16 protein-coding genes are annotated in these 15,074 nt (G+C 74.2%); 3 read left to right on the forward strand and 13 right to left on the reverse strand.

The genetic code is table 11. The features are described 5' to 3' along the window. Nucleotides 1-5: 5 nt before the first annotated feature. From FHU30_RS33065 to FHU30_RS33125, 13 genes are all read right to left on the reverse strand, one after another. On the reverse strand, nucleotides 6-632 hold the full coding sequence (locus FHU30_RS33065) for a hypothetical protein (protein WP_253881258.1): 627 nt from the start codon (nucleotides 630-632) through the stop codon (nucleotides 6-8). After that, nucleotides 625-3,768, reverse strand: coding sequence for a LamG domain-containing protein (locus tag FHU30_RS33070; RefSeq protein ID WP_253881259.1), 3,144 nt, complete (start codon nucleotides 3,766-3,768; stop codon nucleotides 625-627). The genes FHU30_RS33065 and FHU30_RS33070 overlap by 8 nt, the downstream gene beginning before the upstream one ends. Next, nucleotides 3,765-5,072, reverse strand: a complete 1,308-nt coding sequence (locus FHU30_RS33075; protein ID WP_253881261.1) for a baseplate J/gp47 family protein — start codon at nucleotides 5,070-5,072, stop codon at nucleotides 3,765-3,767. The genes FHU30_RS33070 and FHU30_RS33075 overlap by 4 nt, the downstream gene beginning before the upstream one ends. A gap of 5 nt (nucleotides 5,073-5,077) precedes the next feature. Then, on the reverse strand, nucleotides 5,078-5,521 hold the full coding sequence (locus tag FHU30_RS33080) for a hypothetical protein (protein WP_253881263.1): 444 nt from the start codon (nucleotides 5,519-5,521) through the stop codon (nucleotides 5,078-5,080). Beyond that, nucleotides 5,518-5,832 (reverse strand): hypothetical protein, encoded by a 315-nt coding sequence (locus tag FHU30_RS33085; RefSeq protein ID WP_253881265.1) that lies wholly within the window; start codon nucleotides 5,830-5,832, stop codon nucleotides 5,518-5,520. Before FHU30_RS33085 ends, FHU30_RS33080 begins: the two co-directional genes overlap by 4 nt. Then, complete coding sequence (locus tag FHU30_RS33090) at nucleotides 5,832-7,493, reverse strand: hypothetical protein (protein ID WP_253881267.1); 1,662 nt, start codon at nucleotides 7,491-7,493, stop codon at nucleotides 5,832-5,834. Before FHU30_RS33090 ends, FHU30_RS33085 begins: the two co-directional genes overlap by 1 nt. After that, nucleotides 7,490-7,879: a hypothetical protein gene (locus FHU30_RS33095; protein ID WP_253881268.1), complete on the reverse strand. Its 390-nt coding sequence runs from the start codon at nucleotides 7,877-7,879 to the stop codon at nucleotides 7,490-7,492. The genes FHU30_RS33090 and FHU30_RS33095 overlap by 4 nt, the downstream gene beginning before the upstream one ends. Before the next feature lie 118 nt (nucleotides 7,880-7,997). Next, complete coding sequence (locus FHU30_RS33100) at nucleotides 7,998-8,525, reverse strand: hypothetical protein (protein ID WP_253881270.1); 528 nt, start codon at nucleotides 8,523-8,525, stop codon at nucleotides 7,998-8,000. Nucleotides 8,526-8,586: 61 nt separating this feature from the next. Beyond that, nucleotides 8,587-8,802, reverse strand: a complete 216-nt coding sequence (locus tag FHU30_RS33105) for a hypothetical protein (RefSeq protein WP_253881272.1) — start codon at nucleotides 8,800-8,802, stop codon at nucleotides 8,587-8,589. Nucleotides 8,803-8,805: 3 nt separating this feature from the next. Continuing rightward, nucleotides 8,806-9,198, reverse strand: coding sequence for a hypothetical protein (locus FHU30_RS33110; protein WP_253881274.1), 393 nt, complete (start codon nucleotides 9,196-9,198; stop codon nucleotides 8,806-8,808). Nucleotides 9,199-9,208: 10 nt separating this feature from the next. Then, nucleotides 9,209-10,366: a hypothetical protein gene (locus FHU30_RS33115; RefSeq protein WP_253881275.1), complete on the reverse strand. Its 1,158-nt coding sequence runs from the start codon at nucleotides 10,364-10,366 to the stop codon at nucleotides 9,209-9,211. A 75-nt stretch (nucleotides 10,367-10,441) separates the two neighbouring features. Beyond that, nucleotides 10,442-11,269, reverse strand: a complete 828-nt coding sequence (locus FHU30_RS33120; RefSeq protein ID WP_253881277.1) for a hypothetical protein — start codon at nucleotides 11,267-11,269, stop codon at nucleotides 10,442-10,444. A gap of 16 nt (nucleotides 11,270-11,285) precedes the next feature. Then, complete coding sequence (locus FHU30_RS33125; protein ID WP_253881279.1) at nucleotides 11,286-12,281, reverse strand: hypothetical protein; 996 nt, start codon at nucleotides 12,279-12,281, stop codon at nucleotides 11,286-11,288. A gap of 177 nt (nucleotides 12,282-12,458) precedes the next feature. Here FHU30_RS33125 and FHU30_RS33130 point away from each other — a divergent pair, with 177 nt between their 5' ends. The 3 genes from FHU30_RS33130 (at nucleotide 12,459) to FHU30_RS33140 (ending at nucleotide 15,034) form a co-directional block, all read left to right on the forward strand. Continuing rightward, nucleotides 12,459-13,292 (forward strand): CHAP domain-containing protein, encoded by an 834-nt coding sequence (locus tag FHU30_RS33130; RefSeq protein ID WP_253881281.1) that lies wholly within the window; start codon nucleotides 12,459-12,461, stop codon nucleotides 13,290-13,292. 132 nt (nucleotides 13,293-13,424) lie between these two features. Then, on the forward strand, nucleotides 13,425-14,345 hold the full coding sequence (locus FHU30_RS33135) for an NADP-dependent oxidoreductase (RefSeq protein ID WP_253881283.1): 921 nt from the start codon (nucleotides 13,425-13,427) through the stop codon (nucleotides 14,343-14,345). A gap of 83 nt (nucleotides 14,346-14,428) precedes the next feature. Then, nucleotides 14,429-15,034: a PadR family transcriptional regulator gene (locus tag FHU30_RS33140; protein ID WP_253881284.1), complete on the forward strand. Its 606-nt coding sequence runs from the start codon at nucleotides 14,429-14,431 to the stop codon at nucleotides 15,032-15,034. Nucleotides 15,035-15,074 lie beyond the last annotated feature (40 nt).

Consider the following 15,074-nt stretch of genomic DNA (forward strand, 5'->3'; position numbering starts at 1 on the left):
CCCCGTCAGGGCGCGGTGTAGCCGAGCTGGATGGACGTCACGGTCACCGGGTCGCCGGTGGCCGGCCCGCTGCCGATCGAGACCGTGTACCGGAAGTTCGCCAGGTCCACGACGGTCGCGGGCGAGGCGGGGATCGGCACGACCGCGCCGAACGCGGCGTCCTTCGGGATGGCGAACGCGGCGAGCGCGAGGGGCGCGCCGTCCGCGAGGGCGACCTGGTTCAGAACCACCGAGGTGTTCACGTTCGCGGGCGGGGTGCCCTTGCCGCGCACCCGGATCGAGGTCAGCCGCACCTTGTCCGGCACCGGCAGCGAGACCACGCCGAGCGGCCCGCCGGTGGTCGGCGCGACCGCGGCGCCGGACAGCTGGAACGACCACGCCGCCGCCGCGCCGACCTGCAGCAACGCAGGCGTGACCGTCAGCAGCGCGGTCGCCGTGCCGACCGGGACCGGCGGGACGAGCTGGTCGAACGACGAGCTGATCTGCCCGACCACGGTCCCGACGGCCTTGAGGTCGCTCTCGATCGTGTCGAACCGGATGTTGAACCCGTTGGACCCGTCCGCGGCGACCAGGTCGCGGAACTCGACCCAGTGCAGGTGGTGGAACTTGGGGACGTAGCTGAAACTAGCCATCGGAGGCGCTCCTTCGCTGCGCGGTCCGCCGCGGCGGCAGCGGGCTGCGCACGCGGAACTTGGGGAAGGTGAAGGCGGGGTTGGCGGCGGCCAGGTCGCCCCGCACCTCGACCGTGTGGTCCCGGATGATCTGGGTGTTGACCTCGACGCCGATCGGGTGCAGGGCGTTGAGGATGTTGAGGACCAGGTCGTACTGGTCCTTGGACAGCACCGTGTTCGGGTTGTCCAGCTCGGGCCGCAGCCCGACCCGGAAGGTGAACGGCGCGGGCAGGTCGCCGAGCAGGTAGGTCGCCTGCACCCAGGCCAGGCCCGCCGCGTCGCCCTGCAGGGTCGTCGCGGGCTGCGTCGGGTTGCCGAGCGTGGTGCGCGCCGGTCCGTCGCCGTCCGCTCCGACCGCGCTGGACGCCCAGCCGAGCCGGACCTGCCCGGTGGCGGGCGGGTCGGTACTGGTCAGGACGGGCGTGACCGACAGGTTCAGCGTCGCGCCCTCGTCCACCTCCAGCACCAGGCCGCCGTCCGCGCCGGACGGTCCGTGCGCGACGACCAGCTCGCCCGGCCCTTGCCGGACGGTCACGTCCGCGCCGGTCCGGGCGACGTGCCCGAACCCGACGTTGTGCGCGAGGGCCGCGAGCGTGCCGGGGGCCAGCACCGAGTGCCGCAGCCCGACCTTGCGGCCGTGCGCCGCGAACTCGTCGCCGGTCGCGTTGAACGCCGAGGTCACGGTGAGCTTCCCTGTCACCGAGCGGCGGGCCAGCTCGTCCAGCAGCGCGTCGAGCAGCTGCCCGACCGCCGGCTGGACGAGGTGGTTGTTCGGATCGGTGCCGTAGTCGATCCGCGCGTCGTTGTGCTGGACGAGGAACCGGGCGTCGAAGAACTCGAACGGATCGCTGACCACGGCGGTCGGCGCGCCGAGCGTCCCGTCGCCCGCGACCGACTGCCCGTCCGGGACGTCGGCCGCGCCGAGGCGCAGGATGCGGCTCGCCGACAGCGTGTGCTCCTGGAACGCCACCTCCGCCTTGACCGCCAGCGCACCGGGCGCGGTGGCCTGGAGGCTGGTGACCGATGCGGGGCTCCCGACCGCGCCGGTCGTGCTCAGCACACCCGCACCTCGCCCCGCCGGGACGGTCAGCCAGTTCAGCTTCGCCCCGGGCGGAGGCGGCGGACGCAGCGAGAGCGTCGCCGAGTTGCCCACGTCCAGGTCGGTCGGCCCGGCCGGGACGGGTGACAACGTCACGGCGAAGTAGTCGCCGAGCGCGGCGGCGGCGTAGACCTGCGTCCCATCGGGCTGGGCGGCCGTCCGGACCGACACGAAGGCGAATCCGGCGCGATGGGCGAGCGCCGCCAGACGTCCGGCAGGGACCGTCGAGTGGCCGAGCAGCACGGCCCGGCCGGTCGCGCGCAGGTCGCTCGCGCGCGGGTCGAAGGCCGTCCCGATCCGCAGCCGCCCGGACGGTCCGGGCTCGGCGGCGGCGAGGGCCACCAGCCGGTCCAGCGGATCGGCCAGCCCGACCTGCACCAGGTGCGGATCGGGCAGCGGCTCGCCCGGGTTCGGCACGCGCGGCGGCGGCGCGGTGAAGTCCACGTCCGCACGGTCGTAGCGCAGCAGGAACGCCGGGTCGAAGGCCTCCTCGTCGGCGGCGGTCCCGACCGTCCCCGCCTCGGCGGCCCCGCGCCGCCCGGACGCGTCGATCGAGTCGCCGGTCGCGACCGCCACCGGACGCACCCGCACCAGCCGCGTCCCGCGCACGAGCGGCGCGTTGGCGTCCTGGACGACCAGCGGGTCGGCCAGCCCGCCGACCGTGCCGACCAGCTCGTTCAGCATCGAGGTCAGGTTGGCCGGGGTGGGCAGCTCCCAGCGCCGGAACACCCGCAGCCGCCGCCGGTAGTGGTCGTCGGCCTCGCCGAGTACCGGCGCGAAGTCGGCCCGCGCGACCGACGAGATCCGGACCTCGTCGATCGCGCCCCGGAAGGCGCTGCCGCCCGGCCCGATCCGCAGCGGCACGGTGGAGTGGACGAGGCCGAGCGCGCCGGTCGGGGCGGTGGCGCGCGGCACGCCGTCCAGGAACAGCGTGAGCGTGCCGGCCGGCCCGTCCACGACGCCCGCGACGTGGGTGAACTCGTCGGTGCGCAGGCCGGTGTCGGCGAACAGCGTGACCGGCGGGCGCGTCCCGTCCGACACCGTCAGCCGCACGTTGCGGGGCACGCCGCGGCCGAAGTCGCCAACCGACAGCGCCCAGCCCGCGGCGGTCCCGCCGGGCGCCGGATGCTTGGACAGGATCTGCCCGTCGCCCGAGGACGCGTCGGGCCGCACGAAGCACTCGAACGTCGCGCCGCCGCCCGCCGGGATGTCGAACGCCGGATCGGTCGCGACCTCCACGGCCGCGTCGTCCGAGCCGAACCCGAAGGCGGTGCCGTAGCGTCCGGGGACGCCGGGCAGCACCGCGCCCTTGGGCGTGCCGGGATGCCCGGTCCGTCCGGGGTAGGCGCCGGTCACGTCCTGCGCGGCGCCGGTCGTGTCGTCCAGGTGGTAGAGCGCGACCGTGCCCGTGTCGAAGCCGTAGGGCAGCGGCGGGAAGCGCGGCACGCCGAGATCGGAGCCGATGAGGTCCAGGCTGCGTCCGATCGCGCTGAACACGTGGCGCTGCGCGACGACGCGGGCGAGGTGCCGCGTCAGCTGGTCGCGCTCCCCGCCGATCACCCACAGCAGCTTGGCGGTCGTGCCGAGCAGCGCGGTGACCGTCCAGAACGTGTCGGCGGTGCCGTTAGGGTCGGCCGTCATCTGCAGCCCGGTCAGCCGGATCTGGTCCGACACCGGGACGGGCACGGCCGCCGAGAACCCGGCCGGCGTCCCTGCCGGGAACGACATCGTCACCGCCGCCGGAGTGCCGTTGGCCTGGGTGAACGAGACGGTGACGATGGTGTCGGACGACAGCCGCCGCGTCGCGGTCAGCACGTACGCGGGTTCGGCCGCGCGGCCGAACCGGGCGAAGTGCTCGGTGAAGCCGTACGGCGGGATCGCCGCCCTGGTCGGCCCGGTCCCGGGCCGCACGTCCAGCTCCAGGGTGTCGGCGCCGCGCCCGAACGGGACGGTCAGCCGGGCGCCCATCCGGGACGCGGCGGTCAGCGGCCCGCTCATGACGTCACCGGAGCGATGTCCAGGGCGTCGCCGCCCGCGGCGAACACCGCCAGCTCGTCCGGGCCGATCCGCAGGTTCTCGCCCACCGCGGCCTCGACGACCGCGCTCTGCGCCGGGACGCCGCCCAGGGCGATCGCGCCGAACGCCGGGGGCAGCCGCCGCAGGTGCAGCCCGCGCACGTCCACCACCCCGGGCTGCTCCACGAACACCCGGACGACCTGGGAATACAGCACGTCCCCGCCGAGCCGCTGGGTGGAGATCACGTCGGCGAGCCGCTGCCGGATCGAGGCCAGCAGCGCCGCGCCGTCCGACCCGGCCTCGACGACCACGGTCGCGCGCACGCCGATCGAGACCGGCTTGGCCTCCACGACGTTCACATGCACACCCACGGGACGGACCGCGTCCACCGCGGCCGTCACCCGCTCGAACACGCCCGGTACGGCACCCGTGGTGCGCCAGGGAGCGCGCGGGTCGTGCGCGACCAGGACGGTGAAGAAGTACGGCTCGCCGATCCGCCGCGCGTCGGAGCTGAAGGCGCGCTGGTCGAACAGGAAGGTGCCGAAGAAGCTCTGCGAGACGTCCACGCCGCCGCGCGGGTCCGACACCACCACGTCCAGCACGCCGGTCACGTTGAGCGCGGCCTGCGCGACCGACTCGACCGTCCACAGGTTGCGGGCGAGGCCGGCGAGACGGGCACGGTAGGAGTCGTCGGCCTCGACGCCCGTCCCACCGGAGAACGCGGCGGGGTTGGCCACGGTCAGCTTCGCCGCGCCGAAGTCGGACAGGAACGTCGCGCGGTACGCGGCATCGACATCGACGATCGCCGAGGCCGCCACGTCGCCGCCCGGTCCCGGGACGACCGCTTCCGCGCCGACCGTCGCGGTCGTGTGCGCGGCGTCGAGCGCGACGAGCGCGGTCGTGACGAACGCCCGCACCGGCGCGGCGGTCACCAGGATCGCGCCCTCGGGCACGGTGTAGGTGCGCCCCGGCGCGGCGCCGGCCAGCGTGAACCGGACGGTCCCCGTACTGGCGAGGTTGCGGCGCAGCAGCCCGACGTCCTCGCCGAGCAGGTCCAGGTCGTCGCCGATCGCGGTGGAGACGAAGTTGCCGTAGTACAGGTCCTCCATCCGCTTCCACAGCTCGCCGTCCTCGGCGGCGGTCACCTCCAGGATCTTGCGCAGCGGGCTGGTGGACGTCAGGTCCACGTCCGCGAAGACCGCGCGCGCCCGGTCGGACGCCTCGGCCAGGATCCGGTCGATCGGCTTGAGTACGAAACCGTCCTCGGTCACTCCGAATTCGGTCACGGCGGTCACACCCCCACATCCAGCGTCAGTGCCAGCGGATCGCCGGCCACGGTGTCCACGTCCACGCGCGCGGTCAGCGTGCGCCGCGTGCGAGCCAGCCCGGCCGCGGCCGCCTGGGCGGGGTCCGCGGCGGTCAGGTCCGGGTCGTCGTCGAAGACCACCCGGCGGATGTCGCGGACGCGCGGGTCGGCCCCGAGCGTCCGGACGAGGTTGAGCTGCACCAGCTGCTTCACGCCGCTGACGGTGTTCGGCAGGGTGAAGGCGGCGGCGATGTCCAGCCCGTACCCGGTGTTGAACGGGTCGGAGCCGAACGGCGTCAGCACGCGCGCCGTGAGCGCCTGCACCAGGTTCGGCAGCCCTTCGACCTCGCGCAGGCCGCCGCCCGCGAACACCAGGTCGCCGTCGTCGAGCAGCAGGCTGCGGCCGAACGCGGCCGTGGCGGCGCTCATGACGCCACCAGCTTCGTCTGGCCCGCGTCCAGCACGGACCAGGTGCCGAGGTCGGTCGCGCCCTGCGCGGTGGCGAGCACTACCGGTTCCTTCAGGATGAGGAGCCGGGTCGCGAGCCCGGCGGTCACGGTGGTGACCTTGGTGCACGGTTTCGGGGTCAGGGGGCAACCGGCCACGACAGCGGCGAGCACGTCGGCGCGGACGAGAACGGCCGCCTTGTCCACGTTGAGCTTGCGGCTCCCCGGCTGCGCCACGACCTTGCCGCCGTGGACGCACTGGAGCACGGAGGACTCGGTGAGAACGGCGGGCATCACGACACCGCCACCGAGGATCCGTCGAGGGTCACGCTGACCGAGCCGTTGGTGAGCGTGACGGGCTTGTCGTCGGTACTGATGGTGATCGCTCCTTGCGAGTCCACGGTGATCGTCGTTCCGCTCTGGTGCGCGATGGTGAGCGCGTCGTCGGTGGGCGGGTCGGGCCGGACCCCGACCTCGGGGAGGGCGTCCGCGCCGACCGCGAGGCGCAGCCCGGCGGCCTGCACGACGCGGTGTCCGGACGCGTCGGTGAGGTCGTTGACGCCTTTGCCTACGGGCAGGCCGTCCTCGTCCAGTCCGGTGGGGAGTGCGAGCCAGTGGTCGCCGGGTTGGGACGGCGGGCGCCGTTGCCCGTCCGCCCAGACGAACCCGGCGACCACCGCGTCATCGACCTCGCCCCGGTTGTGCGCGAGCAGCGCCCGCATGCCGGGGTAGACGGGTGTGACCAGGCCGGTGCGGTCGAAGGCGAACGCCGAGGCGACCGGCTTGCCGCGCAGCTCGACGGCCGTGCCGACCTCGCCGGTGGCGGACGCTCCCGCCTGCGAGACCTGGCCGTAGTGCAGCGCGGCCGCAGGGCCGCCGTCGACGCCGGAGGTGTAGGACGTCACCTGGCCGACGTCGACGGCGGGGTGGTTGTCGCGGTCCCGGCCGACCGCGTCGCGCAGCCGGTCGGCGACCGCGAGCGCGCCGTCCGCGACGCGCACGCGGTCCCCCGGACCGGACGCGACGAGCTGGAGTTCGGTGGTGTACCCGCCGTCCAGCAGGAACCGGTGCACCGCGCGGGTCACCCGCAGCGGCCCGGACGGCACCCCGGACAGGTTGTTCGTGGTGGCCAGCTGCCCGACGCGAAAGCGCGGATGGCCGAGCACGGTCGCGTCCACGGTCGTCCGGACGGGCGGCCGTGCGAGGTCACCCGCCGGGAACGAGACGCGGGCGGCGGTGTCCTCGACCGTCGAGCTGCTCAGCGACACCAGGTTGGTGTCGGGGTCCAGCGCGACCGGCGCGGGGTCGGTGGGCGAGCCCACGGCGGCCCCGAGATGGACGCGCCGGTCCCGCACCACCAGCGCCGTGTCCGCGCGCTCGGCGAGAGCGCCGAGGGCGTCCAGCGCGGAGCCGGCGCGGACCGCGAGGCCGGCGTCGCCGCCGTCCGGCAGCGTGGAGCCGTCGGCGAGCGTCACGCCCGCCGCCACCGCCAGCGCGGCGGCCAGCTCGACCGCGGGCGTGCCCGGTTCGAGGACCTGCTCGGCCGGGGTGGAGCGCAGCAGGTAGCCGCCCTCCTCCTGGCCGCCGAGCACCGTCCGGGACAGCCCGTCCGCGCCCACGGAGTAGGTGACCGACATGATCCGCCCGACCAGCACCCGCGCGGCGTCCGACCGGATCGCCGGGTCGCCGAAGAACCCCAGGTGGACGGTGGCGTTGAGGGGCAGCGCGGCGTGCGCGTCGCGGAGCAGCGCGGTCACCTCGGACGGCAGGCTGACCAGGCTGACCTCGAACGCGTCCGCCCGGGCGCCGTCGGCCATGGACACCGTGATCTCGGCGTCCACGACCGGCGAGCCGCTCAGCGCGTCGTTGGAGACCGTCAGCGGAAGGCCCGGCGGCCCGCCGCCCGGCGCGTCCGCCGCCGCGATCTCGACCTTGTACCAGAGGACGAAGCTCATGCCGCCGCCCCGCCCGCACCGGCCGGGTCCGCGCTCGCGACCCCGCCCACCACGGACGAGCCGAACGCGCCCGCCGCGTTGAGGTTGCGCGGGTCGAGCCGCAGCGTGACGAACGTCAGCACCAGCTCGTGCGCCGCGTACACGATCCCGGGCACGAGCTTGCGGCGCAGGATCGGCACCGTGCCGCCGATCTCCTCCCGGTCCACCGCCAGCACCAGGAACGCCCGGTCGGACGGCAGGTCGAGCGGGCCGTCCGCGGCGGCGAGCACCTCCTCGGCGATGTTGGCGTACAGCCGGAACCGGTAGTCCCGGCCCGCGAAAACCAGCCGGAACGCCTGCGGGAACCCCTCGTCGGCGTCGATCGGCAGCCGTTGGAAGACCGTCACGATCCCTCCTCCCTCCTCGCGGCGCGCACCGGCCGGCGCGCGCCCGCGGCGCGTCCTCTCACGGCGCGTCCTCTCACGGCGCGTGCTCTCACGGCGCGTCCTCTCACGGCGCGTCCTCTCACAGCAGGCCCGTCACGGAACGGGCGATCGGGTTGGACGGCACGGTCCCGGGGAGCAGCGCCGACCCGGCGGCGACGGCCAGGTCGGCGACCTCGCCGAGGGCGGCGAGCAGGCTCGCCCTCGGCACCTCCTCCAGGGCGATCGACACGTCCAGCGCGTCCCGCCGGTTCACGCTCTGCGTGAAGTGCAGCTCGGTGATCTGCATCTCCAGGCTCACGGTCAGCCCGGACACCACCGAGATCCCGCCCAGCAGCGCGCCCGGCACGTCCGCGGGCCGCCGGGCGGCGCTGTCGGCGAGCCTGCGGCTCGCCAGCGCCAGCGCCTCCAGCGCCTTCTTCAGCGCCAGCCGGTCCGGCCCGGCGAGCAGCGCCTCGATCCCGATCCGCTTCCGGGTGGGCTGGGTCGCCTGCACGAACCGGCTGCCCGCGATCCGCTCGACCTCGTAGCCCTCGGTCACCGTCATGCTCTGCACGAACAGCAGCGGCACCGGCCCCACCAGGACCGGAACGTTCGTCCCGACCGCCATGTCCCTCTCGTCCTCTCTGCTCTCTTCCGTGCTCCGTCCCGGCGGGCCTCGCGGGCCCGGTTCACAGCCGGGCGGCCAGCTCCTCCCCGAGCCGGTCCAGGTGCGTCCGCGCCAGCCGCTCCCGCTCCTCGGGCGGCAGCGTCCCGACGGTGTGCACCTCGACCGGGAAGTGGAAGTCGATGACCGGCCCGGCGTCGGCCCGGTGCTCGTCGCCCGGACCGGTTCCCCGGTACTCGTCGTCCGCTGCGGGGCCGGCCCACCTGCCGGTGTCCGACACGGCCTACGCCTCGACGCCGACGTCCAGCGCGGCGCAGTTGAAGCTGGCCTGCGGGACGCCGTCCACGACCACGTTGCTGGGGTTGGCCGAGGTGACGACGCAGCGCGCGAACTTCAGCGAGCCGAACGCCCAGTCGGTGCCCTTCTTCTCCGCCACCACGACCGCGAACTCGCCGCCCGCGGTGGCCAGCTGCGTCAGGTCGGCCACGGCCGTCCCGACGGCGGGCACCGTCATGGTGAAGGTGAAGGTGAACGGCTGCCGGACGAATCCGACGTTGTCCGCCTCAAGGCTGTGCAGCACGGTGTGCGGCACGTTGAAGGTGGGGGTGAAGCTGGAGATCGGCGTGATGGTCCTGTCGCCGAGCTTGACCTCCAGCCGGGTGTTCCAGTCCGACATCGGTGCTCTCCTAGCTGATCTTCAGGTTGGCGGTGATCCGGTGCACGGCCCCGGCGTAGTGGACGGCGATCTGGACCTGGACGAGCCGCTGGGTCTCGGCGTTGTGCAGGCGCTGCGCCTCGGCGGCGGTGAGCGTCGCGGGGTCCTTGTCCAGCAGCGCCAGCAGCGGCACCGACACGTCGAAGTCGGTCAGCACGTCCGCCTGGACCTGCGGGGTGAGGATCGCCTCGATCTGCGCGACCACCGACCGCAGCCCGGTCCGGCTGATCCGCACGTTCCCGATCGACTTGATCAGCTGCGCGTTGAGCTGGAAGGACAGGCTGTCGACGAAGCGCCGCGCGTCGATGTAGGGGATGCCGCCGGGGTTGCCGGTGTAGCCCTCGCCCATGTAGATCGCGCCGCCGGGGATCAGCGCCGGGCTGGTCAGCCAGTTCACGCCGTTCTTGGCGGCCGGGCCCGAGTCGTTGTTCTCCGAGCCGTTCAGCGCCTCGATCTGCGCCTGGGTGAACGCCGCGCTGGTGATGTTCACCTGCTTGAGCAGCAGCGACACCTGCGGCTCGTACCCGGCGATCGTCCCGGCGACGGCGGCGGCCGCGTCCTGGGTGCTGCGGTGGGCGATGTAGACCATGCGGTCGGTCGCCAGGAGCCCGGCGACCGGGGTCGGATCGGCGGAGTCCTTGGGCAGCATCGCCACGCCGATGCGCTGCCGGCCGTCGCCGCCGGTCTCGGAGACCGACACGACGTGCTTGGCGAGCGCCACCAGCGCGCCGTCCGGGGTGGGCGGCGTCGCGGACGGGTTGCCGACCGCGATGTTCGCGGCCGTCGCGGGGACGTTGGCCAGCAGGACGATCTGCGCGTCCAGCCCGGCGATCACGTCGAGGGCGGCCTTGAAGTCGGGCGTGGTCTCGTTCACCCGCACGCCGGTGACCAGGGACGGGCCGGGCGACTGGCCCAGCGCGAGCGCGATCGCCTCGCCGAGGTCGCCGGGCGCGCGGCGGCGGGCCTCGGCCGGGTCGGTGAAGTCGACCGGCGTGTTGACCTGCAGCAGGTCGGACGGCGGGGTGGCGGGCGGGCTGAGCTTGCCGGCCACGGCGATGTTCCCGAAGGCGCGCACGGCCGGCGCGGACAGGTTCACCTGCGGGTTCACCCGGATGTAGCGGACGGTCATCGTCCCCTCTCCCTCTCTCGGTGGGGATTGGCTGGTCGTTCGTGTCGGTTGGTTCGTTCGTTCAGGCGGTGCGGGTCAGGCGGTGTCGTCGAGGAACAGAGCGGCCACGCCGGCGGAGGCGTAGAGCCGCTGGACGTCCGCGGCGGACGGCCCGCCTCCGGCCAGCCCGGACTGGGCCAGGACGGCGGCGAGCGCGTACGGCGAGGCGGTCTCGGCCGGGATCGTCGCGGGGCCGGCGCCTGGCAGCGTCCGGGCGGTCTCCCGCACCAGCCGCGCCGCGCGCAGCCCGGCCGCCAGGTCGAACGGGTCGACCGCCAGCACCGCCAGCGGCACCGAAAGGGTCCGGACGTTGGCCGGGTCCTTCGGGTCGAACGGCGCCGCGGCCTTCAGCTGGATGGTGGTGACGAGCAGGTCGAACCGCTCGCGCAGCTCGGCGAGCGTGGTGATGCCGTGCTCGCGCATGAAGGCGTCGAGGTCCAGGAACGGGAACCGGGTGCGGAAGTCGTCCAGGCTGGTGGGCTCGACGGGCGCGGTGACCACCGACTCGGCCCCGGCCGGGTCGATGTCGACCACGACCGTCACGCGCAGCCGCGCCAGCATGTCGATCCAGACCGGCGCGGCGGGGCGCGCCTCGGTCACGTCGAGCTCGGTGCGGCTGTAGCCGGGGACGGTCTGGCTCCAGTTCCCGGTGATCCGGGCGGCGGGGAACAGCGGGCGCTGCGGCTCCAGCTCGTCCACGGCCACGTCGGTCACCTGGTCGATCCGGACGGCCGCCAGGTCGAACGCGGTGGACAGGACGGTCCGCAGCGCGGCCCGTCCCGGGTCGGCGGCGGGCAGCAGCAGGCCGCGCAGCGTCGCCGGATCGGCGAGCCGCAGCAGCGCCCGGTCCCGGAATGACGTCACGTTCGCTCCGTCCGGGTCAGAACTGGATGGTGATCTGCGAGGTGGCCGAACCCGTGCCGCCGCGCACGTCGGTCGCGGTGATGCTGAACGCGATGCCGTCCCCGGTGGTGCTGAAGGGGATGGACGCCGTCCAGGTGGACCAGTCGCCGTTCGGGCCGGTGTTGGTCGCCTGGCCGGAGATGTTCAGCGCGGGCACCGAGTAGCCGACCGACGCGATGCCGGACGCGGCGCCGGAGGTCGTGCCGCTCAGCGACAGGACCGCCGGGAGCTGGCTCACCACCAGGGGGTTCGTGAACGGGTTGATCGACACGGCCGGCGGCGCGGAGTCCTGCGCGACGACCGAGCGGCTCTGGCTGGTCGAGCGGCCCTGCGCGTCCACGACCGTCACCGTGATCGGGCGCGGGCCGAGCGGGGTCTGCGCCAGCGTCCGGGACTTGGTGAAGTGCGTGCCGGTGTCCTGGTCGGAGGTGGTCGTGCCGTCCAGCCCGACCTGCACGGTCAGCGGGTAGGCCAGCCCGGACGGGGTGGTGAGGTCGACCGTCAGCGACCCGCCGTTGGGGCCGACGCCGACCGCCGTGCCGTCCGCCGGGGTGTTCCAGGTGAACGAGGGCGGCGGCGGGGCCACGGCGGTCGCGGTCATCGGGTTGGCCGTGTAGGTCCGGCCGTCCGTGGTGTTGCCGGTGCCGGTGACCTGGTACGAGCCGGGGCTGAGGAAGGTGAACGGGTAGGTGCCGCCGCTGTTGACGGAGTCGCGATGGTCGCGGGTCTCGCCGAGGCCCTGCACGGCCACGACCAGCTCCTGGAAGTTCGCCGCCGGGATCGGCGCCCACCTGCCGCCCTGGAGGATCCAGTTGGTGCCGCGGTCCACGTGCAGCGTGATCGAGGCCGGCACGCCCGTGACGACCTGGGTGCTCGGCATGGACAGCCAGACCGAGGGCGGCGAGCTGTCCGGCGGCTGGGTGATGCTCTCCACCGGGCCCTCGTCGCGCTCGGTCACGTCGTGCTCTGTCACGGTTCCCCCTGGGAGGTCGGCGGTGGGCCCGGGGCGTTCCCGGACTCACCCCCAGGGCGTTCCAACCCGTTCCAGGCCGTTCCGCCCGGATGGCACGGCCTGGAACGGGATGTGGAACGGGGCGTGGAACGGGATGGAACGCCGCTCGGGTGAACGTCCACCAGAGAGGGGAACCCGATGTCGTTGGCGACGTCGTCAGAACCGAAGCCGCCCGAACCGCGGAACCAGGCCCGCACCTACCCGGAGGACGGGCCGCAGGACGTCCCGCAGACGCCGGGCAGCGTGGTCGAGCCGGAGACCGCGCTCGCCGGGGCCGCCGCCGGCGGCGCCGACGCGATGCTGGCGGCGGCGCGCGGCGAGCTGGGGCAGGGCGAGCACCCGCCGGGCTCGAACCACAACAAGTACACCGACTGGTACGGGCTCGGCGACGCCCCGTGGTGCGACATCTTCATGGCCTGGTGCGCCGACCGCGCCGGCTGCCTCAAGGCCGTCGGTCGGTTCGCCTACACGCCCTGGCACGCCCAGTGGTTCAAGGACCACGGCCGCTGGGGCGACGTGCCGCGCAAGGGCGCGATCGTGTTCTACGACTGGGGCGGCTCGCGCGACATCGACGCGATCGACCACGTCGGCGTCGTCGAGGCCGTCCGCGGGGACGGCACGATCGTCACCCTGGAGGGCAACACCGAGGACATGGTCCGGCGGCGCGTCCGGTCCTTCGGCATCGTCGGCTACGGCTACCCGGACTACGCCTCGGGCGGCGGACCGGCGCCCGCGCCGTCCGGCGGGTCGGCGCCCGCGTGGCCCGGCCGGTTCCTCCGGCAGCCGCCGGTCATGACGGGCGGCGACGTCCGGACCTGGCAGCAGCGGATGAGCGACCGCGGCTGGAACCTCGCCGTGGACGGCGCGTACGGCCCGGGGTCGGAGTCGGTGTGCCGCCGCTTCCAGTCCGAGAAGAGCCTGGAGGTGGACGGCGTCGTCGGCCCCCTGACCTGGCGCGCCGCTTGGAGCTGAGCCCCGCGAGCGCGGGCGCGGGGGAGCGACGCGCGGGGAGCCGCGCGGGGGAGCGGGCCCGGGGCGGGGATTTGATTCGGCTTTGCCGCTGGATGTCCCGGCTGTGGCGGTCCGGTTCGTAGCGTTGCGATCATGAAGGCCGCCAGCTACGACGCCTACGCCCCGGACAACTCGCGCCTGCGCTTCGGGGACGTCCCGGACCCGCGCGTCGGGCCCGGGCAGGTCCTGGTCGAGGTGCGCGCCGCCGCGGTGAACCCGGTGGACTGGAAGCTGATGGCGGGCGGCCTGGACGCGATCGTCGAGGCCGTCTTCCCGGTCGTCCCCGGCTGGGACGTCGCGGGCGTGGTCACCGCCGTCGGAACCGACACCCCGGAGTTCGTCCCCGGCGACGAGGTGATCTCCTACGCGCGGATGCCGATCGTCCGGCACGGGACGTTCGCCGAGTACGTCGCCGTGCCGGTCGAGTCCGTCGCGCGGCGTCCGGTCGCGCTCGACTGGGCCCAGTCCGCCGGGCTGCCGCTCGTCGGCCTGACCGCTCAACGCCTGCTGGACCGGCTGGCGGTCGGGCCGGGCGACGTGCTGCTGGTGTACGCGGCGTCCGGAGGGGTCGGCAGCATGGCCGTCCAGCTGGGCCGCGAGCGCGGCGCCCGCGTCATCGGCACCGCCTCGTCCCGCAACCAGGACTACGTCCGGTCGCTGGGCGGCGAACCGGTCACCTACGGCGACGGCCAGACCGAGCGCATCCGCGACCTGGCGCCCAACGGCGTCACGGCGGTGGCGGACTGCGTGGGCGGGCAGCTCGACACCACGCTCGCCGTCCTGGCTCCGAACGGGCGGCACGCCTCGATCGCCGATCCCGACGTCGTCCAGCACGGCGGCTCGTCGGTCTGGGCGCGTCCGGGCGGCGCGGCGCTCACCGAACTGGCCGCGCTCGCCGACCAGGGCGCCCTCACCGTGGAGGTCGCGCGGACCTTCCCGCTGTCGGAGGTGGGCGCCGCCTTCGACGCCAGCCGCACCGGCCACACCCGCGGCAAGCTCGTCCTGCTGCCGTAATTCGTCCCGCGTCCGGGCTTGGCAAGCCCCTGGACGGCCGGAGTATATCGAGTATAGTACCGGGTATTCTCCGGGAGGCGCGGATGAGCATCCGGCACGCGTTGCTGTCGCTGCTGGCCGAGGGGCCCAAGTACGGGCTGCGGCTGCGCGAGGAGTTCGAGCACCGCACGGGCGAGCTGTGGCCGCTGAACGTCGGCCAGGTCTACACGAGCCTGCAGCGGCTGGAACGGGACGGGCTGATCGAGTCCGACGACGAGGCGGGCGACCGGTCCTCGCAGAAGCGGTACCGGCTCACCCGGGCCGGGCGGGACGAGCTGGACGGCTGGTTGCGCGCCCCGTCCGGGGTCACGCCGCCGCCGCGCGACGAGCTGGTCATCAAGCTGATGGTCGCCGCGACGGTGCCGGGCGTGGACGTCCACGAGGTGGTGCAGGTCCACCGGCGGCAGGTGGTGGAGAGCATGCAGCGGCTCACCGCGCTCAAGGCCGCGACCGGTGCGGGCGCTGCGGGCGGCGCGGGTGATGACGGGCTCGCGCTGGTGGCCGATGCCGAGCTGTTCCGGCTCGATGCGGTCTACCGCTGGCTCGACACCGCCGAGGTCCGGCTCGCGCGGCTGGCGCGCGAACGCGTCCCGGACGGCCCGGTCCCGCAGCACACGCGGGTTTCGGAGCAGACGCGGACGCCGCGCTGAGCTCCCCGCGCTTTCCGCGCCGAACCCTTTCGCGCTGACC

It is taken from the genome of Actinomadura rupiterrae (assembly GCF_024172125.1).
In the GTDB taxonomy this organism is placed as follows: domain Bacteria; phylum Actinomycetota; class Actinomycetes; order Streptosporangiales; family Streptosporangiaceae; genus Spirillospora; species Spirillospora rupiterrae.

Excerpts from the sequence above, each read along its gene's own strand:
- FHU30_RS33135 (WP_253881283.1), top strand. The coding sequence starts at position 13,425 with ATGAAGGCCGCCAGCTACGACGCCTACGCCCCGGACAACTCGCGCCTG.
- FHU30_RS33065 (WP_253881258.1), bottom strand. The coding sequence starts at position 632 with ATGGCTAGTTTCAGCTACGTCCCCAAGTTCCACCACCTGCACTGGGTC.
- FHU30_RS33100 (WP_253881270.1), bottom strand. The coding sequence starts at position 8,525 with ATGGCGGTCGGGACGAACGTTCCGGTCCTGGTGGGGCCGGTGCCGCTG.
- FHU30_RS33085 (WP_253881265.1), bottom strand. The coding sequence starts at position 5,832 with ATGCCCGCCGTTCTCACCGAGTCCTCCGTGCTCCAGTGCGTCCACGGC.
- FHU30_RS33080 (WP_253881263.1), bottom strand. The coding sequence starts at position 5,521 with ATGAGCGCCGCCACGGCCGCGTTCGGCCGCAGCCTGCTGCTCGACGAC.
- FHU30_RS33070 (WP_253881259.1), bottom strand. The coding sequence starts at position 3,768 with ATGAGCGGGCCGCTGACCGCCGCGTCCCGGATGGGCGCCCGGCTGACC.
- FHU30_RS33140 (WP_253881284.1), top strand. The coding sequence starts at position 14,429 with ATGAGCATCCGGCACGCGTTGCTGTCGCTGCTGGCCGAGGGGCCCAAG.
- FHU30_RS33090 (WP_253881267.1), bottom strand. The coding sequence starts at position 7,493 with ATGAGCTTCGTCCTCTGGTACAAGGTCGAGATCGCGGCGGCGGACGCG.
- FHU30_RS33110 (WP_253881274.1), bottom strand. The coding sequence starts at position 9,198 with ATGTCGGACTGGAACACCCGGCTGGAGGTCAAGCTCGGCGACAGGACC.
- FHU30_RS33130 (WP_253881281.1), top strand. The coding sequence starts at position 12,459 with ATGTCGTTGGCGACGTCGTCAGAACCGAAGCCGCCCGAACCGCGGAAC.
- FHU30_RS33115 (WP_253881275.1), bottom strand. The coding sequence starts at position 10,366 with ATGACCGTCCGCTACATCCGGGTGAACCCGCAGGTGAACCTGTCCGCG.